The organism is Endozoicomonas sp. ISHI1 (genome assembly GCF_024606225.1).
GTDB lineage: Bacteria > Pseudomonadota > Gammaproteobacteria > Pseudomonadales > Endozoicomonadaceae > Endozoicomonas_A.
In genome coordinates this window covers 98857-119199 of record NZ_JAGRPU010000006.1, presented here as the reverse complement: position 1 = coordinate 119199, position 20343 = coordinate 98857, and the positions used below count along the sequence as shown (strand labels likewise).

The following is a 20343-nucleotide window of genomic DNA, read 5'->3' as shown; positions in this document are numbered from 1 at the left end:
AATAGAAAAAAGTCGCAGACCTCTACTCAAGGAAGAAAAGATGAAAAAGAGCCTGTTCAGGAAGAAGACTCTCGCAGCAGTCATTGCTGCGACCATTCCACTTATTGCTGCCAAGTCCAGTGCCGTTACAGAAGTCACCAACGATGGTGATACTTATGCCGCCACCGGACTCTTCGGCGCAGTGACTCGAAATGTTAATGCTGACGCGACTGACCCCTATGCATTCATTCTGGATGCAGACAACGGTACTTTCTACGTTCAGGGCTCTGTATTCCAACCCGTCAATATCAATCTCGACAACCCCGATGGCGTGGCCATTCTGCTCTATAACGGAGCCAATACCAGCTACGCCGTGCACATGCCTGCGTTCAGCGGCCTTTATGGTAAAGGTACAGCTCACGGTATTCTGCTGAAAGACGGCACCTCCAGCGTCGTTCAAATCAATGTTGGAGAGACCTACCTGGGCGGTACCATTCAGGTCGAGGACGGAGATGCTCTCAGAATTGAAGAAGAGCTGCTAGGCACTGTCACCATAACCGGTACACTGCAAGGTAACACAGCCATCACAGCAGCCGATGGAGGTTTTTTGGGAGCAGGTGCTTCGATCGTCGTTAATGGCGGTACGCTGAAAACAAACGGTGAGATTGCCGTTGACTTCAGCGGTGCCGGTGGTGCCCTTCTCATGGGCGTCACTAACGGTACGATAGAGGGAAAAGTGCTGGGCTCTCCTCTCACCGGTGATAGTCTGGCGATAGCTGGTAACTCGACATTTGGTGGCGATATTGAGGATATTGAAACCATTACAGTCGCTGGATCAGGTTCGGACGTCACCAGTTTCCGAGGTGATATTAAGAAAAATTCCGGTTCAACACACGTCAAAGTCTTTAGTACTGCAAGCTTTGACAAGCCCGGATCACAGACGCTTGATGGTGATCTGACTGTTTATTCAACAGGACTCCTTACAACAGAGCTGGATACAGATTCCGACACTAATGCAGCTCTGGTTGTCACGGGTACTGCCGACATTGGTACAGGTTCAAAGCTGAAAATTATTCCTTCTCAGGAAGTCGTAGAATCTGGCAACACCGTTGAAGATGCAAAAATCATTGAAGCCACCACCAACCTGAATGCTTCCGATATAACGATTGAGCACTCTGTGTTGATTGATACTCCCGCGGTCACACAGACCGGCAATACTCTGATCACAGATCTGACACCAAGAACCAGCGAATCACTTCAGAATCTGGTTGCACAGGAAGGCGCTGGCGCCACTACTGAAGAAGCTCTGGCCGCTATGATGGCAGTCATTACCCAAGATCCCGTGAACTCCACGAATTTCAATAACTTTTACCGCACGGTCTCCAATATAACGGATGTAAAGAAACTGGCTGAGGTCGCCAGAGAAAGTAAATTCAACAACTCTGACGCCATCCAGATCACCAACGTGACGGCAGAAGCCAAGGTTAAGAGCAACGTCCTGGCGCACGTCAGAGCAGTTCAGGAGGATGAGGCTTCAAACACCGGACTGGCATACGGTGGCAGTTACACCAGTCAGGGTTTCTGGTTGCAGGTTCTGGGCTCAGACGTCACTCAGGATGATCGCAGAAACGATGGTGGGGACAAGCTGTTTGGTTTCGATGCAGATCTCAGCGGTCTGACACTGGGCGCTGAAACCAACATCAGCGATGACTACCTGCTGGGAGCTGCCTTCACAGTGGCCAATGCTGAAGTCAACAAACACAACTCTAATGACAACTCTACCATCAAAAACTATCAGTTCAGCCTTTATGGTTCATGGGAGCAGGAGAACTGGTTCCTGGATGGCGTGATTAACGTCGGTCGCAGTAACAACGAGCGCAGCCGCTTCATCGATGGCTTTGTCGATGCCCCGATTACTTCAGACTATACGAGTCACCAGTTCGGCTTGACCACCATATTGGGGATGAACCAGAGCTTTGGTGAGATGAAGGTAGTGCCAATGGTCGGTTTCAACTATTCCCTGGTCAAAAGTGAAGATTTTAAAGAAGAAGACAAGTATGCCACCGGTTTTGCCCTGGATGTAGACAGCCAGAAGTATCAAAAGGTTGAGCTGGGTGCTGGCGTAGAAATCAGTCAGGCTTTCAGAGTCAGTCAGGGCGAAGTCGAGCCTTCTCTGAGACTGATGGCCTGGCATGACTTCAAGGGCGACGTGGTAGAAACCACTACACGCTACGTTCTGGGTGGCACCGAGTTCACCTCTAAAGGAGCCGACGCCGTCAAGAACAGCTATCAGGTTTCAGCCGATGTTACCTATCGTCGCAACGATAACATGAGCTTCGTTGTCGGTTATGAACTGAACCAGAGTTCAGACTACAAAGCCCAGAACTACTATCTGAGAATGAAGTACGACTTCTAAGCTTTGACGCTTTCGAGAGGACTCTGTTTCAGAGTGTTGTACTCTCGTTTTCCTCCTCACCCGTCCTTCCAAATTGCAGTTTTTAACACTCCTTTGAATTCATTTATCTGATACTATCCTCCCGGAAAATTGAACAGGTACATTTGTTTTACACAACCTGCAAGTCACATCATTAACCGACAGTATTTCTCGGAATCGCACTAATATGGCTTCTCTCAGACATCTCCTCGTAACGGCTTTTACCCTTTTCTTGTCATTTTCTGCTCACGCCGCTTCAAGCACTGAACTCAATGCGACCGTGTATGAAGCGTTAAAAAATCTTTATGCGCAGAGCAGTGCTGCAAAATCTCTTGGCAGCAGAGCTAAAGGAATTCTGGTCTTCCCCAAGGTACTTAAAGGCGGACTGGTTGTGGGTGGCGAATACGGTGAAGGCGCACTTATAAAAGGTGGAGCAATACAAGACTACTACAATACGTTATCAGCCTCTATCGGTTTCCAGCTGGGTGCACAGGCTCGTTCCCAGATTGTCATGTTCATGACCAACGAAGCTTTGAACGACTTCCTGAATAGCGAGGGTTGGGAAGCAGGTGTCGATGGCAGTATTGCCATTGCTGAGTTTGGTGCCGGAGAAGCTATAGACACCAAAACCGCTAAAGCCCCCATCATCGGCTTTATCAGCAATAACAAAGGATTGATGTATAACCTGACTCTGGAAGGTTCCAAAATCACAAAAATTAACAAGTAAAACCCTCGTTAGACACTTCAGTCGTTTCAACTCTACCCCGCTGATATTCGGTGATATAAAGTCTTTTACTGCCCTTTGCGCCGAAAACCACATCAGTGGGGCAGGAGCCTCTGGTCACAATCGTTCGATGAATGTCACCATTGGGGTAGACGGTAGCCACATGCCCCTGACCAAACATCGCAACGTAAAGGTTACCCTCTCTGTCAAAAGTGATGCCATCGGGCCCTACAACCCGGCATGGACCTGCGGTATCGGTGACCGATACAAACCATTCCCGACTGGAAACCTCCAGTTTGTCCGTAAACGGGTAGCGATAGATATTCCCTGTTACCGACTCACTGAGATAGAGCTTTCCATCAGGAGCAAAGGCAATACCATTGACAAAACGAAACCCGTCATCAAGACAATCCACCTGTTTGCTGACAGGATCAATTCGAAACAATTTTCCCTGCATCGGCCCCTCCCAGACTTCCGGATCGGCTCCCCCTTCCGTGATCAGGTCAGCGACGCGGATACCAGAGTCCGTCAGATAAATGGCCCCATCAGGCCCAAGAGTCATATCATTGGGCCAAAGGAAGGGGCTTTCACTGCCTCCGGAAAGCCTCTCTGCCAGCGAGCCATCCGGGTTGAGCCTGATCAGTGACGGTTCATGGGTTTCGGCAACCCAGATACTGCCATCATGGTTGTCCTGTAAAATACCGTTGGGTCTGTCGACCTGCGCAAAAACATGACGTTCTTTTCCTGAGGCCGCAATCCGAACCAGCCGACCTCTCTCCTGACCGACCTCTGAAATAATTAGACTGCCGTCGTTTAGTATCAAAACGGACTCAGGATACTCCAGCCCTTCAACAAAAATCATACTAATCCTCTTTAGCTTGTTCGCTGTGTTTGCCGTGACCGAAAAAACGTTACCTCTATCGGGGAGGTATAAAAACAGCTTCAGTCGCTTGTGAACGTTCATGTGGAGAGACAGTTTAGATACAGATGGTGCTTCTTTGTTTAGAACAATAAGAAACAAACTGTAGGGAGATATAGCTATACAGGGTATTATTTAGTCTCTAATAGAATTAATAAAAACACTTAAAGAGCAATAAATTATTAACTGATAGTATTCAGACTTCAGCGTGAGCTGCATTTTCAGCTCGTGACTGTTTGATGTGACTCGGGGGAAATGCAGCAACTATGAGTCGTCCGGCCAGAGCCGTCATCCATCTTGACGCTCTCAAGTATAACTATCGACTGGCTAAATCACTGGCAGCCGGGGGCAATGTTCTGGCCGTTGTAAAAGCTGACGCTTATGGTCATGGTGCCATCCGCTGTGCACAGTCGCTGTCAGAGGAAGCCGACGGATTTGCGGTGGCCTGCATTGAAGAAGCCCTGGAGCTGAGGGCAGCCGGCGTCAGAAACCGCCTGCTTATTCTCGAAGGATTCTTTGATCCTTGCGAACTCACAGAGATTGCCTCAGAAAACCTTGATATTGTCGTCCAAAGTCCGGAGCAGATAAAACAACTTGAACAAACACGACTGGAGAAGCCGGTCAGGGTCTGGCTGAAAATGGACTCTGGCATGCACAGGGTAGGTATTCTTCCCGGTCACTATCGCGATGCCTGGACAAGGCTTGAGCAACTGCCCTGGATCAGCGAGATTCTGTTGATGACTCATCTGGCCTGTGCCGACGAAACAGACAATGGCTACACCCTGCAGCAGCTTGAAGTTTTTGAGCAGCATACCCTTGGATTACCCGGTGAGAGAAGTATTGCCAATTCAGCTGGTCTTATTCATTGCGCTGGTGCCAGAACCGACTGGAGCCGACCGGGTCTTATGCTTTACGGCGCCTCTCCTTTCGATCGTTCTCATGATATTGAATACAGGCTCAAGCCTGTGATGGAAGTTCATTCAGCCATCATCAATATCAAGGAGGTTCCTGCTGGCAGCCAGGTAGGTTATGCCGGTACAGCAGTCACCAACAAAACGACTCGTTTGGGTGTCATAGCCATGGGTTATGCCGATGGCTACCCTCTCGCTCCTAATGGCACACCTGTACTCGTCAATGGCCAGCCAGTGCCACTGACGGGTCGAGTCTCTATGGATATGCTCACGGTTGATCTGTCAGAAATGGCGGATGCGAAAGTGGGAGACTCTGCCTTGCTCTGGGGTAAAGGCCTGCCAGTGACTGAAATTGCAAGACATGCCGGTACCATCCCCTACCAGCTGTTCTGTAACATTAGCCGGGTTTCCGTCTCATACACTCAGCCGGTTCAGTGTAAGGAGGCTGTCTGAGTCAATTTAAAAAAATAGCTATCCTTTTGGCCAGAAAATATGAATGACCGAAGTATCTGTCCAATCCTTTACATTGCAGAACCGATTCAGCCCTTGTATATTTTCTGCCCGTGCCATACTCTTCTTAACCCGTGGCTGAAGCACTTTTATGACGGCCAGAAGCCACGGTCTAAAGGGCATCAGAGTGTACAGACACTTGTGACAATCCGGTCATTTGCACCATGCCCAAAATTACCTGAATCAGACGATTGCTGAAATGAGAAGTCGAAAAGAAGTCGTCCGGCAACTGGACAGGATTGATCGTAATATTCTTCGAACACTCCAGGAAAACGGCCGTATTTCCTACGTGGATCTGGCAGACCGGGTGGGACTGAGTACCACACCCTGCATGGAAAGGGTCAAGCGTCTCGAGCGTGAAGGCATTATTCAGGGCTATAGTGCCCGACTGAATCCCCAGTATCTTCAGGCAGGTTTACTGGTCTATGTTGAAATCAGCCTGTATACCAAATCAGCAGATATTTTTGACGAATTTCGACGGGCGGTTGTCGCTCTGCCAAATGTGCTGGAATGCCATCTGGTATCCGGTAACTTTGACTACCTGATCAAGGCCCGTATTTCAGAAATGGCTTCTTACCGGGAATTACTGGGCGACATATTGCTAAAGCTTCCGGGAGTGAGGGAGTCCAAAAGCTACATCGTCATGGAAGAGCTGAAAGAAACACTGAATCTCCCAATTCCCGATTAACTCAATAGTCCCTGATGAAATAATTCAGGGCCACTGCATCCTGCTCTTCAATATCGTGAAGCTGGAATCCTGCGGCAAAGTCCCTGGTGTGATCGCCCTGCTTATTGCCAGACTGACACCAGACACATTTGGCCACCAGCGTTACATGATGTGCGGTGTCATTGAGACCGGGCAATACCATGGTAATATTCCTGACGTCTTCCAACCGGATAGGTTGATCCGTCGTAATACTGAATCCGCCTCTGGATACATCTTCCAGAACTCCCAGTAACTGACCACTGTCATTGTCCACAACCTGTGCGGGCTCAGCCAGAACCTTGCGTGGATACCGCCGCTTCTCAAGTACAGTATCTGTCATGACATGTCCTCTCTTTCGTAGAGCGAAATTTCAAGATACCGCCTTTTCAGCAAAATGACAAAATTCTCCTGCCTGTGCCCACTCGCTTCTGTTATAAAATAGCCTCTTTCCATCTGCTGGCGGGTTTTATATTCGACCCGCTCAGATGGGAAATATTGCTGACATTTTATTACCCTATAATCCGACAATTTACAGTATAAGTACGGCCTGATATGTTGTTATCCCTCTCACCTGCTCTGACGTTAACCTTAGCGATTGTGTTGGAAGTTTTTGCAACGTCCTGGCTACCCAAGACCAATCAATTTACCTCCCCCTTACCAACAATGGCGGTATTAGTTGGCTACGGTCTGGCTTTCTATCTTTTGTCAATTACGGTTCAAACTCTGTCACTGGGTGTGGCTTACGCGATCTGGTGTGGTGCAGGAATTGTTTTAGTCTCAGCTTTGTCATGGCTGATATATGGGCAAAAGCTGGATATCTATGCATTGATTGGCATTGGCTTTATTTTAACCGGAACCGTGATCATCAATCTCTTTTCATCTTCTGTGAGTCATTAATCTGCCAAAACCAGGGACAGTTTTAACCGCCTGATTCGTGACCTATAGGAACAACCTCTTTCATAATTCTCCAGTTGACAATACCCCTGCCGAAGTATTGTAATCGATGAAGAGGCTAAAAGCCTCTATCACCGCCGCTTTGGGCCATCACCCTGACCCTTGGCAACTAAAAAAATAACAATAAGCAAAACAGAGCATTATCAGCTCTGACACATGCGGAGAGATCCCGTTATGTTCAGACAGATAAAAGAGGCCCGGCTCAATGACATTCATCTGAAATACGATGAAGCCTCAGGTCTCAGAGCGATCGTTGCAATCCATAACACCCGAAGAGGACCAGCCCTCGGCGGTTGTCGTATAATACCCTACACCTCAACTGAAGATGCCGTGACCGATGCTATCCGTCTTGCCAAAGGCATGAGCTATAAAGCGGCTCTTGCCGGTCTGGATCTCGGCGGCGGCAAATCCGTCATCATGGAGCCGGAAGGCCGCTACGATCGGGAGCAGCTGTTCAAAGCTTTTGGCCAATTCATAGACGAACTCGGAGGCCGCTACATCACTGCAATGGACAGCGGCTCAAGAGTCTCTGACATGGATACCATCGCCTCTCAAACTCAACACGTTTCCTGCACTTCTTCGAGTGGTAATCCTGCTCCTTCAACCGCTCTCGGTGTTTACAAAGGCATTCAGGCTTCGCTGAAAGCTCATCCGGAATTGGGCTCTTCACTAAAAGGCAGAACAATCGCTGTTCAGGGTCTCGGTAATGTGGGCTATGCCCTCTGCCAGTTACTGCATCAGGACGGCGCCAAACTGATTGTCACAGATATTAATGAAAAAAAAGTTCAGCAGTGCGTTGAGGAATTGAAGGCAACTGCCGTAAGTGCTGAGGAAATCTATTCAGTTCCCTGTGACATTTTCAGCCCCTGTGGCCTGGGAGGCATTCTCAACGAAAACACTATCAATCAGTTGCAATGCGCTGCTGTAGCAGGCTCGGCCAACAATCAACTGCTGACTCCCGAGTGTGGTCAGTGGCTGTTTGACAAGGGAATCCTCTATGCACCTGACTACCTGATCAACGCCGGTGGACTCATCTTCGTTGCGATGACACACCAAGGTCAATCACAGAACGAAATGAATCATCGTATCAACGCCATAGAGGATACTCTGCTGAGGGTGTTTCGCTATGAACAGCAACACCGGACTCCCAGCAGTCTGATTGCCGATCACATGGCAGAAGCTTTGCTATATGAAGAGCAATCCGGACAACTGAGCGCCTGACGACTGCTTGCAGCCATTACTTATCACAGCCATGGGTATGCGCATTTCTTTTTACCCCGGTGATCAAAAGAGTCCCACAGTAAAAAATGCTGGAGCGCGCCTTATGAAAACCAAAGATTCCTGTCAGATTCCGTTCTACCAGTACCTTGATGAGGAGGGGGAGGTCCTTCACAGCTTGCCTGAATGGATTGAGGATAAGGACACCCTGATTCATTACTATCGCACAATGGTCATAGCCAGAGCAGGAGATGCCAAGGCCGTCGCCCTGCAAAGAACCGGCCAGATGGGAACCTACCCATCCTGCCTCGGGCAGGAGGCGATCAGCACCGTTTTTTGTTCTCTGATGGAGAAAAAAGACGTACTGATTCCTTACTACCGCGACCTACCCGGCCTAATGTCACGCGGGGTTTCGCTCTCCGATGTCATGCTCTATTGGGGTGGAGATGAGCGAGGCAGCGCCGGTCCAGCCTGGGGTCATGATTTCCCGAACTGTGTGCCCATTGCTACTCAGGCGGGCCATGCTGCGGGGGTGGCTACCGCGATTAAAATTCGACACGAACCTCAGGTGGCTGTGGTGTCTCTGGGCGATGGCGCCACGTCCAAAGGAGACTTTACAGAGGCTCTGAATCTTGCCGGTGTCTGGCAGCTGCCCCTGGTATTTATCATCAACAACAACCAGTGGGCTATTTCTGTTCCTCGCAACATTCAGTCCGGAGCACCGACTCTGGCTCAAAAAGGCTTGGCTGCCGGGCTGCCTTCTGTACAAGTCGACGGTAACGATGTTGTTGCTCTGCACGAAGTCGTCAGTGAAGCCATGAGTCGTGCCAGGGGCGGCAAAGGTGCCACCGTGATTGAAGCCGTCAGCTATCGCTTGAGTGATCACACTACAGCAGACGACGCCAGTCGCTATCGTAATAGTGAAGAGCTGCAAGATGCCTGGAATAAGGAACCGATAAAGCGACTCAGAAACTTCCTGTATCACCGTGGTCAATGGGATGAGCAGAAAGAACAGGAACTGAAGCAGGAAGCCGCCGCTCTGGTCGAGAAAGAAGTCAAAACCTATCTGGAAACGCCACTCCCTGCTATTAGCGACCTCTTTGATTACACCTACGCCAATATGCCCCCGCAACTGGAGAAGCAAAAGCAGGCCGCCATGGCTAAAGCCGAAGGAGGAACGCATTGATGAATAGCTCAGTATCTGAAAACCTGATCCGATCGGCTGTGGACAACACCGCAGAGAAAATCACCATGGTTGAAGCCGTCAATCTGGCTTTGGATCACGCCATGAAACAAGACCCTGAGGTCGTCGTACTGGGTGAAGACATCGGTGTGAACGGTGGTGTTTTCCGCGCGACTCAGGGCCTGAGAGACAAGTACGGTCTGAAAAGGGTCATGGACACGCCCCTGGCTGAAGCCATGATCGCCGGTATCAGTATTGGAATGGCAACTCAGGGCCTGAAGCCTGTTGCAGAAATCCAATTCATGGGATTCATCTTTCCTGCCATGGAACAGTTAATGTGTCATGCTGCCCGAATGCGAAACCGTACCCGTGGACGCCTGAGCTGCCCAATGGTGGTCAGAGCGCCTTTTGGTGGGGGTATCCGCGCTCCCGAGCATCATTCTGAAAGTACAGAAGCCCTGTTTGCCCATATTCCCGGCATCAGAGTAGTCATTCCATCATCACCGGTCAGGGCTTACGGACTGTTACGCTCTGCGATTAATGACCCTGATCCGGTTCTGTTCCTGGAGCCCAAGCGCATCTATCGAGCAGTCAAACAGGACGTCTCTGAAGAGACACCTCTGTTACCGCTGGACAAGTGCTTCACACTCAGGGAAGGCTCCGACCTGACTCTGATCAGCTGGGGAGCTTCCGTGAGTGAAACCCTTCAGGCAGCCAAAACTTTGGAACAATATGGCGTTTCAGTCGAAGTGATTGATGTCGCCACGATAAAGCCTCTTGATATGGAAACCATTCTGACTTCGGTCCGCAAAACAGGTCGTTGCGTGATTACTCACGAAGCCTGCCGAAGCTTTGGCGTCGGTGCTGAAATTGCTGCCGAGCTGGCCTCGGAGGCTCTAATGGATCTGAAAGCACCGATCGAACGGGTGACAGGATATGATACGACCATGCCCTATTACCGGATGGAAAGTCATTATCTTCCCCAGCCTGATGACATCATTAAGGCATCTTTGAAAACACTGGCGTATCACTGATATCAGCAGGACAGGACAACAATATGAAATTTTTCAACCTGCCCGACCTGGGTGAAGGCATTCCCGAAGCCGATATTGTTGAATGGCATATTGAGAAAGGCGACTCCGTCACAGAAGACCAGATTATTGTCTCGGTCGAAACCGCCAAAGCGATTGTCGACGTGCCTTCACCCATCAGTGGTGTTGTGGCAAAACTCTGTGGCAAACCCGGCGACACCATCATGACCGGAGCACCTCTGTTGGAGTTTATCAGTGATCAGGAAGATGCCGGCACGGTAGTCGGCGAGCTGACAACCGCCGCTCATGATGACAGCTCCGATGACAGCTTTTTTATTGGTACACCACCTGACTCAGCAAGCGCCCCTGCTGCTGCAACCAAAGGTCACATCAGTGAGCTGGCCGCCAAACTCGGTGTATCCATCGATCCGAAAAGTGTTGGCAGAGACTCCGTTCGTCACAGCTACCCTCTGAAAAACCCTGAGCCTCTCAAAGGAGTCAGAAAACACATGGCTCGAACCATGTCGCAGTCTCATGCCGAGGTGGTACCTGTCACTCTGTTTGATGATGTGGATATTGAGCACTGGCCGAAAGGGGCAGACATTACCGTTCGACTGATTCAAGCCATTACTTCTGCCTGCAAGGAAGAGCCTGCACTGAACGCCTGGTTTGATGAAACGATGATGAGTCGTGAAGTCTTTCCTTCTGTTCACCTGGGACTGGCGGTTGACAGTGAAGAGGGCTTGTTTGTACCGGTCATCAGAGACGCAGAAAAACAGGATGCCGTTTCGCTGAGAAACAGCATTAACAAATTTCGAAAAGCAGTTGAGGAACGCAGCCTTCCGCCATCAGAAATGCAGGGTGCCACCATCACTCTCAGCAACTTTGGTGTCTTCGCGGGTCAGTTCGCTACACCTATCGTTGTGCCCCCCATGGTGTGCATCATTGGTATCGGCCGACTGAGAACCCGGGTAGTGAGCAAAGACGGCCAGATTCAGAATCACCGGGTTCTTCCTATCTCCCTGACCTTTGATCATCGAGCGGTTACTGGTGGTGAAGCGACTCGCTTTTTGCATTGTATGCTTCAGAAATTATCCGAATGATCTTATATCGGCTTTTGCCAATGGGTAAAAGCCGATTATTTATTTGAAAAACATGAAAGTTGAATCTGTCAGTTAAACAGAGTTGAGAGATAATCAAGGGGCGCATAGAACTTTTTCCACTGAGTCCAGGCGGTCTCTGAAAAGCTTTGTTCCAGTGGATAGCCATAAACAGCGTAGTTTGAAAGACTGTTGATAACAGCGAAAGTCAACGCAGGTACCAAAGTGACACCGGCTTTGGTACACAGGTGGTCTGAGGTGGACTTGGAACTGGCCAACATAAGCAAGGTTCCGACTCCGTACAGGGCTGTGGCTGTGAATCCGACTCCCAGTGTGATTCCGATTCCGCTTCCGATTCCGCTTCCGATTCCGACTACGATTCCAGCTCCAGCTCCGGCTAAGGCTCCGGATTGGGTTCCGATAAAAGATCCTAATCCTGCTCCTGAACCGACTCCTGACCCGACTCCTGAACCGGCACTTGATCCGATTTCTGCTCCGGCTAAGGCTCCGATTACACCTCCAAGTCCGACTCCGACCGCGGCTACGACTCCGGCTCCAACTACGGATCCGGATACGGCTCCGGATAAGATTCCAGCCAGAACTCCGGCTCCGGTTCCGGCTCCGATTCCAGCTCCGATTCCAGCTCCCGATACAGATCCAGCTACGCCTCCAGCCAGGGCTCCAGCCAGAACTCCGGCTCCGGTTCCGATTCCGATTCCGACTCCGACTCCGGCCTTTGTCTGTTCGTCCACATCCACTATTAGCTCTGAACTGATTCCCGAGAGAGCTCCCACAATCGCTGCACTGACAACAGCAGCAAGACTCGCTTTTGCTGGCCTGATGCCTTTATGGATCAAGGCTTCATAAGTGACAGCACCAACCATAACCCCATTAATCACAGACAATATTGCGTATTCCCCAGACACATACCTTTTAGTTGTAATATCTCTTACGAACCTCATTTTTCTTAGCATTGGTACCGAAATAGCGCTGGCTCCGGTTCTTGATAGCGCTTCTGAAGCAAGGTAAGTCAAGACTCCGACAGGTATGTGCTTCCTCGTTTCCGTCATAGAGCCATAAATGTCCATTCCTGCACCGGCAAAATAAAGGAGTTTCCACCAGTGCTGTTCCAGGGGCCAGGAAGACACATGCCCGGCCAGTGCCACTTCGGCGGTAGAGATCACGGGAGCCAGTTGCCAACAGAAATCCGTTTTCAACTCTTCCAGCTCCTTTGTATCCGATGCAGCCAGACCATAGGTTTCTGAAAGCCCGGTGACTATACCCGCTGTTTTACAGACACCCCACCATATACCCAGGTTGAGCAGGGTAGACACAGAGACTCCGGCAATGCCTCCCGCTAACTCAAGCCCGTTTGCCACCAGAGCGGTGTCATTAAAAGGCTTAATAAAATCAAAATCATTTTGTGAAGGGGGGCTGGCCCGTGTCGTCGAATAAAACAAACACAAAAGTAACGGAAACAGGTTGAATAACTTTTTCATGGTGATTTCCCGGATACAGTGACTGAACAGGGAATATAGATCATAAACGGAGCGATGAATGACAATATCTTTAACTATAAAATGCGGGAATAAGTCGGCTCCATGAGCCAGTGTATTTGGCTGCAAATCTTTTATATGGAATTAGTCGTATAATTTTAATTTATACCATGATGAAAAAAGTGTCACTATCTCCCTGACCTTTGATCATCGGGCAGTTACTGGTGGAGAAGCCACCCGTTTCTTGCATTGTATGCTTCAGAAATTATCCGAATGATCTTATATCGGCTTTTGCCAATGGGTAAAAGCCGATTATTTATTTGAAAAACATGAAAGTTGAATCTGTCAGTTAAACAGAGTCGAGAGATAATCCAGGGGCGCATAGAACTTTTTCCACTGAGTCCAGACGGTCTCTGAAAAGCCTTCTTCCAGTGGATGGCCATAAACAGCGTAGTTTGAAAGACTATTGATAACAGCGAAAACCAACGCAGGCGCAAAAGTGAGAAGGGCCTGGACATCCCGGTTGTCTGAGATTTTCTTCGAACTGACCAATATAAGCAAGGCTCCGACTCCACCCAGAACTGCGGCTGAGCCTCCGGTGAAGGTTACGACTACAAATCCAGCTCCTGCTCCTGCTCCTGCCAAGGCTCCGGCCCCGGCTCCGGCTATGGCAGTGACTATAGCTCCAGCTTTGGTTACAGCTCCTGCTATGGTTCCGGTTCCGCCTTTGGTTACGGCTGTGGGTACAAGTGCCGCTGCGCCTCCGGACCAACCTACGGCTGCGGCCAAGACTCCGCACGGTGTCTGTCCTTTGCCCGCATCAACTGTTAACAGTGATAAAACTCCCGAGAGGGTACCCACAATCAATGCGCTGAACACGGAAGCAAGCGTCGCTTTTACTGGACTATGGCCTTTATAGATCATGGCCTCATAACCGACAGTCCCCACGATAACCCCATTAATTAACGACAACATTGGGTATTGCCAAACCGCATACGATTCAGTTGAAATATCCCTTGCGCCCATTTTTCTCAGGATTAGCGCCGAAATAGCTCCCGTTCCAGTTCTTGATATCGCTTCTGACGCAAAGTAGGTCAACACTGCGACAGGTACGAGCTCCCTCGTTTTCGCAACAGCGGCATAACCTGCCATTCCGGCACCGATAAAATACTGGGGTTTCCACCACCACTGCTTCAGGGGCCAGGGAGACACATGCCCAGCCAGCGCCACTTCGGCGGTGGTCATCACGGGTGCCAGTTGCCAACAGAAATCCGTTTTCAACGCCTCCAGCTCCTTTGTATCCGATTCAGCCAGATCATAGGTTCTTGAAAGCCCGGAGAATATTCCCGCTGTTTTACAGACACCCCACCATACACCCAGATTGAGCAGGGTAGACAAAGAAACTCCAGCAATGCTTCCTGTCAACTCAAGCCCATTCGCCACCAGTGCAGTGTCATTAAAAGGCTCAAGAAAATCAAAATCATTTTGTGAGGTGGGGCTGGCCTGTGCCGTCGAATAAAGCAACCACAAAAATAACGGAAACAGGTTGAATAACTTTTTCATGGTGATTTCCCGGATACAGTGACTGAACAGGAAATATAGATCCTGAATGGAGCGATGAATGACGATATCCTCAACTACAAGGCGCGGTACAAATAAAGCAGCTATCAGATGCTTCCAACAAGCTGCGCCTTGGGCACAGCCACTGAAACAGCCATTAGCTGCCAGAGTTCACCGCTGATTCAGTCGCTGACAGTCAGGTCTGTCATTTAAACAGAGTCGAGAAATAATCCAGGGGCGCATAGAACTTTTTCCACTGAGTCCAGCTGGTCTCTGAAAAGCTTTGTTCCAGTGGATAGCCATAAACAGCGTAGTTTGAAAAACTATTGATAACAGCGAAAGCCAACGCGGGCGCCATAGTGACACCGGCCTGGATAACCGGGTTGTTTGAGGTTATCTGCGAGCGTCCCAACATAAGCAAGGTTCCGAATCCACCCAGGGCTGTGGCTACAACTCCGACTAGCACTCCGGGTTCAGATTCGTCTTTGACTTCGGCTCCTTCTCTGAGTCCGGCTACGGATCCGACTAAAGCTCCGACTAAAGCTCCGATTGAAGCTACGGATCCGGATAGAGATGGAGCTTCGGATTGAGCTGCGGTTTCAGCTCCGATTAAGTTTACGGCTGAGACCACGGCTGTGACTGAGGCTAAGTATATGATTTCGGCTGTGACTCGGGCCGGGACTCTGGTGTTTGTCTGTCCGTCCACATCAATTATTAACCCTGAAATAATTCTCGAGAGAGTAACTAAAGTCGCTGTGCTGACAACAGAAGCAAGAATCCTTCTTGTTAAACTGATGCCTTTATGGACCATAGCTTCGTAGGCGACACTGCCTGCAATAACTATACTAAGCGCAGATAATATTGGGTATTGCCCAGCCACATACCATTCAGTTGTAATATCCCTTGCGTTCATTTTTCTTAGAATTAACACCGACATAGTGCTGGCTATAGTTCTTGTTACCGCTGCTGACGCAAAGTAGGTCAAGACTGGGGGGACAGGTACGAACTCCCTTGTTTGGGCAATAGCGACATAAGCTGCCATTCCTGCACCGGCAGAATACAGAGGTTTCCACCAGCGCTCCATGGGCCAGGGAGACACCTGCCCGGCCAGCGCCACTTCGGCGGCAGTCATCACGGACGCCAGCTGCAGACAGAAATCCGTTTGCGAATTCTCCAGCTCCCCTGTATCCGTTTCAGCCAGATTATCTGTGTTTGAAAGCCCGGTGACTGTTCCCGCTGTTTTACAAACACCCCACCAGATACCCAGGTTCAGCAGGGTAGACACAGAGAGCCCGGCAATGCTTTTCGTTAACTCAGGCCCGTTTGCAACCAGTGCGTTGTTATTAAAAGGCTCAAGGAAATCAAAATCATTTTGTGGGGGGAGGCTGGCCTGTGCCGTCGAATAAAACAAACACAAAAGTAACGGAAAGAGATTGAATGACTTTTTCATAATAATTTCCCGGAAAAATTGGGTGAATAGGAAATATAGCCCCTCGGCGAAGCTATGAATGACGATATCCTTAACTACAAGGCGCGGTGCAAATAAAGCAGCTATCAAATGCTTCCAACAAGCTGCGCCTTGAGCACAGCCACTGAAACAGCCATTAGCTGCCAGAGTTCACCGCTGATTCAGTCGCAGACAGTGAGGTCTGTCATTTAAACAGAGTCGAGAAATAATCCAGGGGCGCATAGAACTTTTTCCACTGAGTCCAGCCGGTCTCTGAAAAGCTTTGTTCCAGTGGATAGCCATAAACAGCGTAGTTTGAAAAACTATTGATAACAGCGAAAGCCAACGCGGGCGCCATAGTGACACCGGCCTGGATAACCGGGTTGTTTGAGGTTATCTGCGAGCGTCCCAACATAAGCAAGGTTCCGACTCCACCCAGGGCTGTGGCTACAACTCCGACTAGCACTCCGGGTTCAGATTCGTCTTTGACTTCGGCTCCTTCTCGGAGTCCGGCTACGGATCCGACTAAAGCTCCGACTAAAGCTCCGATTGAAGCTACGGATCCGGATAGAGATGGAACTCCGGATTGAGCTCCGGTTTCAGCTCCGATAATGTTTACGGCTGTGGCTCCGGCTGAGACCAAGGCTGTAACTGCAGCTAAGTATATGGTTTCGGCTACGACTCGGCCCAGGGCTCTGGTCTTTATCTGTCCGTCCACATCAATTATTAACCCTGAAATAATTCTCGAGAGGGTCACTAAAATCGCTGCGCTGACAACAGAAGCAAGACCCCCTTTTGTTGGATTCAAGCCTTTATGGACCATAGCTTCGTAGGCGACACTGCCTGCAATAACCATACTAAGCGCAGATAATACGTATTTCCCAGTCGCATACCATTCAGTTGTAATATCCCTTGCGTTCATTTTTCTTAGAATTAACACCGACATAGTGCTGGCTATAGTTCTTGTTACCGCTGCTGACGCAAAGTAGGTCAAGACTGGGACTGGGACAGGTACGAGCTCCCTTGTTTGGGCAATAGCGACATAAGCTGCCATTCCTGCACCGGCAGAATACAGAGGTTTCCACCAGCGCTCCATGGGCCAGGGAGACACCTGCCCGGCCAGCGCCACTTCGGCGGCAGTCATCACGGACGCCAGCTGCAGACAGAAATCCGTTTGCGAATTCTCCAGCTCCCCTGTATCCGTTTCAGCCAGATTATCTGTGTTTGAAAGCCCGGTGACTGTTCCCGCTGTTTTACAAACACCCCACCAGATACCCAGGTTCAGCAGGGTAGACACAGAGAGCCCGGCAATGCTTTTCGTTAACTCAGGCCCGTTTGCAACCAGTGCGTTGTTATTAAAAGGCTCAAGGAAATCAAAATCATTTTGTGGGGGGAGGCTGGCCTGTGCCGTCGAATAAAACAAACACAAAAGTAACGGAAAGAGATTGAATGACTTTTTCATAATAATTTCCCGGAAAAATTGGGTGAATAGGAAATATAGCCCCTCGGCGAAGCTATGAATGAAAATTTCCCTAACTACAAAGTGCGGTGCCATTAAGGCAGTTATCAGCTCCTGATTCAGAAGTATTTGGCTGCAAATCTTTTACATGAACTAAGTCGTATAATTTTAATTTATGCAAAGGTGGCAAAACTGTCACAAACCACAAAAGCTCAGTGCATTTTTTTGAGTGCAGAAAAAAAATCGCTATTTTCTGTACTAAACCCGACGACAGCTATTGCAGATTGATTAAAAACTCCACATTATAAAATCTAATGGGTTGGACTTTTCCTGCCATTGTGTTTGAGTCAACGAACAGGAGACTGACCGGGAATAAAAAAATTCCTGATCAGGCTTCCAGGTTTTAGTTGAGCTTTCCATGATGTCAGCCAATGGACGGCTGCCAGCCCGGGCCACTTTCTATACTGACTCTCTTCAATCATAAGAGTGGCCAATGTACTGATCTTGAGACAGTCGAAAAAAAGGGGCGCCTCCCGATACGGCTGTTGAATCCGAACATCAGACAGGGCAGGGCACAATATGGATATATTTAACCACTACCAGGAGCGATTCCAATCCACGCAGCAGGAAGAGCTCACCATTCAGGAGTACCTCGACCTCTGTAAAGATGACCCCGGAGCCTATGCCAATGCAGCAGAAAGAATGCTGATGGCCATTGGCGAACCACAGATGACAGACACCTCCCGGGACTCTCGCCTCAGTCGTATTTTTTCCAACAAACTGATCAAGCGTTATCCTGCCTTTGAAGAATTCTATGGCATGGAAGAAGCCATTGAACAAATTGTTTCCTACTTCAAGCATGCGGCCCAGGGACTGGAAGAAAAGAAACAGATTCTTTATTTGCTGGGTCCGGTAGGTGGCGGTAAATCCTCTCTGGCGGAAAAACTGAAAGCCCTGATGCAAAAGCAACCTTTTTATGCCATCAAGGGTTCACCGGTTTTTGAATCACCCTTGAATCTGTTCAATGCAGAAGAGGATGGTGACATTCTGACTCAGGAATACGGCATTCCTAAACGTTATCTGGGTGGCATCATGTCACCCTGGGCAGTGAAGCGTCTTAACGAGTTTGGTGGTGACATTACCAAGTTCAAGATTGTCAAACTCCACCCCAGCATTCTTAACCAGGTAGCCATAGCCAAGACCGAACCCGGTGATGAAAACAACCAGGATATTTCCAGCCTGGTGGGTAAGGTGGATATCCGTCAGCTGGAAGAGTATTCGCAGGATGATCCGGATGCTTACAGCTTCTCCGGCGCACTCTGCCGTGCCAACCAGGGGCTGATGGAATTCGTGGAGATGTTCAAGGCCCCCATTAAAGTCCTCCACCCGCTGCTGACTGCCACTCAGGAAGGTAATTACAACAGTACCGAAGGGATGGGCGCGATTCCTTTCAACGGTGTCATCCTTGCTCACTCCAACGAATCAGAATGGCAAACCTTCAAGAATAATAAAACCAACGAAGCCTTTATTGACCGGGTTAACATTGTCAAAGTGCCCTATTGCACAAGGGTGAAAGAAGAGATTCTGATTTATGAGAAACTGCTTTCCAGCAGCTCCCTGAGAGAAGCGCCCTGCGCACCCGATACGCTGAAGATGCTGGCCCAGTTCTCGGTTCTGTCTCGAGTCAAGGAACCCGAAAACTCCAACGTTTATTCGAAGATGCGAGTCTATGACGGTGAAAGCTTGAAGGACACCGACCCTAATGCCAAGCCGCTTCAGGAATACAAAGATGCTGCTGGCGTGGACGAGGGCATGGAAGGACTCTCAACCCGTTTTGCTTTCAAAATTCTCTCAAAAGTCTTTAACTTTGACCCTACCGAAGTGGCAGCAAACCCGGTTCACATGCTCTATGTACTGGAACAGCAGATAGAACAGCAGCAATTCCCGAAAGAAATCCATGAACGCTATCTGCGTTATGTTAAGGAATTCCTGGCGCCGAAATACATCGAGTTCCTGGGCAAGGAAATTCAAACTGCTTACCTCGAGTCATACTCTGAGTACGGGCAAAATATCTTCGACCGCTACATCACCTACGCTGACTTCTGGATTCAGGATCAGGAATACCGTGATCCGGAAACCGGAGACATACTCGATCGAGCTTCAATCAACGAAGAGCTGGAAAAGATTGAGAAGGCCGCCAGCATTGCTAATCCGAAAGACTTCCGTAATGAAGTGGTGAACTTTGTGCTCAGAGCCCGGGCCAACAATCAGGGAAAAAACCCAAGCTGGTCCAGCTACGAGAAAATGCGCACCGTGATCGAGAAGAAAATGTTCTCAAATACTGAAGACCTTCTGCCTGTCATTTCATTCAATGCCAAGAGCAGTAACGAAGACCAGCGCAAACACAACGAGTTTGTGAAACGCATGGTTGAAAGAGGCTATACCGAGAAGCAGGTGAGACTGCTGGCTGAATGGTATATCAGGGTTAGAAAGTCGCAGTAAAATGTCAGGCCTGCGACGCTGTCGCAGGCCCTGTTTAATGGAATTATTCTTTGATCATTTAGATCTCCGGTCAACGTCCGTGGACGGGCAGAAAAAGTGATCAAAAAATGATTTCGAGATCGCTCCGACAGTGACTGATGAATGTCAGAAGCTGGCTTACGGAGCCAAAATAAACAAAAAACGGTGGCAAAATGTCACCCTATTCCGATA

At 49.3% G+C, this 20343-nt stretch carries 16 protein-coding genes and 1 pseudogene; 11 read left to right on the top strand and 6 right to left on the bottom strand.

Translation table 11 applies throughout. The features are described from left to right. Positions 1 to 40 precede the first annotated feature (40 nt). The gene (locus KBW69_RS06510) at positions 41 to 2395 is read left to right on the top strand and encodes an autotransporter outer membrane beta-barrel domain-containing protein (RefSeq protein ID WP_257280345.1); all 2355 of its coding nucleotides are present in this window, start codon (positions 41 to 43) and stop codon (positions 2393 to 2395) included. A 205-nt stretch (positions 2396 to 2600) separates the two neighbouring features. Continuing rightward, entirely contained in the window at positions 2601 to 3140 is a 540-nt protein-coding gene (locus KBW69_RS06505; RefSeq protein WP_257280344.1) for a YSC84-related protein, read from the top strand. Here KBW69_RS06505 and KBW69_RS06500 read toward each other — a convergent pair. After that, positions 3130 to 3999, bottom strand: a complete 870-nt coding sequence (locus tag KBW69_RS06500) for an SMP-30/gluconolactonase/LRE family protein (RefSeq protein ID WP_257280343.1) — start codon at positions 3997 to 3999, stop codon at positions 3130 to 3132. The genes KBW69_RS06505 and KBW69_RS06500 overlap by 11 nt on opposite strands. A gap of 323 nt (positions 4000 to 4322) precedes the next feature. Here KBW69_RS06500 and alr point away from each other — a divergent pair, with 323 nt between their 5' ends. After that, positions 4323 to 5420: an alanine racemase gene (alr, locus tag KBW69_RS06495; RefSeq protein WP_257274639.1), complete on the top strand. Its 1098-nt coding sequence runs from the start codon at positions 4323 to 4325 to the stop codon at positions 5418 to 5420. A 256-nt stretch (positions 5421 to 5676) separates the two neighbouring features. Further along, complete coding sequence (gene lrp, locus KBW69_RS06490) at positions 5677 to 6165, top strand: leucine-responsive transcriptional regulator Lrp (protein ID WP_257280342.1); 489 nt, start codon at positions 5677 to 5679, stop codon at positions 6163 to 6165. Between the two features lies 1 nt (position 6166). On the opposite strand, the gene KBW69_RS06485 is transcribed toward lrp, so the two are convergent. Continuing rightward, positions 6167 to 6523, bottom strand: coding sequence for a PilZ domain-containing protein (locus KBW69_RS06485; RefSeq protein WP_257280341.1), 357 nt, complete (start codon positions 6521 to 6523; stop codon positions 6167 to 6169). A gap of 212 nt (positions 6524 to 6735) precedes the next feature. On the opposite strand from KBW69_RS06485, the gene KBW69_RS06480 reads away from it, so the two are divergent. The 5 genes from KBW69_RS06480 (at position 6736) to KBW69_RS06460 (ending at position 11672) form a co-directional block, all read left to right on the top strand. Then, complete coding sequence (locus tag KBW69_RS06480) at positions 6736 to 7080, top strand: multidrug efflux SMR transporter (RefSeq protein WP_257254315.1); 345 nt, start codon at positions 6736 to 6738, stop codon at positions 7078 to 7080. 231 nt (positions 7081 to 7311) lie between these two features. After that, positions 7312 to 8358 carry a Glu/Leu/Phe/Val dehydrogenase dimerization domain-containing protein gene (locus tag KBW69_RS06475; RefSeq protein ID WP_257280340.1) on the top strand — a complete coding sequence of 349 codons (1047 nt, stop codon included), beginning with the start codon at positions 7312 to 7314 and terminating at the stop codon, positions 8356 to 8358. Between the two features lie 103 nt (positions 8359 to 8461). Further along, positions 8462 to 9541: a pyruvate dehydrogenase (acetyl-transferring) E1 component subunit alpha gene (pdhA, locus tag KBW69_RS06470; protein ID WP_257280339.1), complete on the top strand. Its 1080-nt coding sequence runs from the start codon at positions 8462 to 8464 to the stop codon at positions 9539 to 9541. Next, positions 9541 to 10572, top strand: a complete 1032-nt coding sequence (locus tag KBW69_RS06465; protein WP_257280338.1) for an alpha-ketoacid dehydrogenase subunit beta — start codon at positions 9541 to 9543, stop codon at positions 10570 to 10572. Before pdhA ends, KBW69_RS06465 begins: the two co-directional genes overlap by 1 nt. Positions 10573 to 10595: 23 nt before the next feature. Continuing rightward, entirely contained in the window at positions 10596 to 11672 is a 1077-nt protein-coding gene (locus tag KBW69_RS06460; RefSeq protein ID WP_257280337.1) for a dihydrolipoamide acetyltransferase family protein, read from the top strand. Positions 11673 to 11740: 68 nt separating this feature from the next. Here the strand turns inward: KBW69_RS06460 and KBW69_RS06455 are convergent, their stop codons facing one another. After that, entirely contained in the window at positions 11741 to 13168 is a 1428-nt protein-coding gene (locus KBW69_RS06455) for a hypothetical protein (RefSeq protein ID WP_257280336.1), read from the bottom strand. A 184-nt stretch (positions 13169 to 13352) separates the two neighbouring features. Between KBW69_RS06455 and KBW69_RS23660 the strand changes: the two are divergent. Further along, positions 13353 to 13442: pseudogene (locus KBW69_RS23660) on the top strand (hypothetical protein); the annotation flags it as partial. A gap of 68 nt (positions 13443 to 13510) precedes the next feature. On the opposite strand, the gene KBW69_RS06450 reads toward KBW69_RS23660, so the two are convergent. The 3 genes from KBW69_RS06450 to KBW69_RS06440 form a co-directional block, all read right to left on the bottom strand. After that, a complete protein-coding gene (locus KBW69_RS06450; RefSeq protein WP_257280335.1) occupies positions 13511 to 14728 on the bottom strand; it encodes a hypothetical protein in 1218 nt (405 codons plus the stop codon). A 202-nt stretch (positions 14729 to 14930) separates the two neighbouring features. Further along, the gene (locus tag KBW69_RS06445; protein WP_257280334.1) at positions 14931 to 16175 is read right to left on the bottom strand and encodes a hypothetical protein; all 1245 of its coding nucleotides are present in this window, start codon (positions 16173 to 16175) and stop codon (positions 14931 to 14933) included. A gap of 202 nt (positions 16176 to 16377) precedes the next feature. Then, on the bottom strand, positions 16378 to 17634 hold the full coding sequence (locus KBW69_RS06440; RefSeq protein ID WP_257280333.1) for a hypothetical protein: 1257 nt from the start codon (positions 17632 to 17634) through the stop codon (positions 16378 to 16380). Between the two features lie 576 nt (positions 17635 to 18210). On the opposite strand from KBW69_RS06440, the gene KBW69_RS06435 reads away from it, so the two are divergent. After that, a complete protein-coding gene (locus KBW69_RS06435) occupies positions 18211 to 20133 on the top strand; it encodes a PrkA family serine protein kinase (RefSeq protein WP_257280332.1) in 1923 nt (640 codons plus the stop codon). The last annotated feature ends 210 nt before the right edge of the window (positions 20134 to 20343 follow it).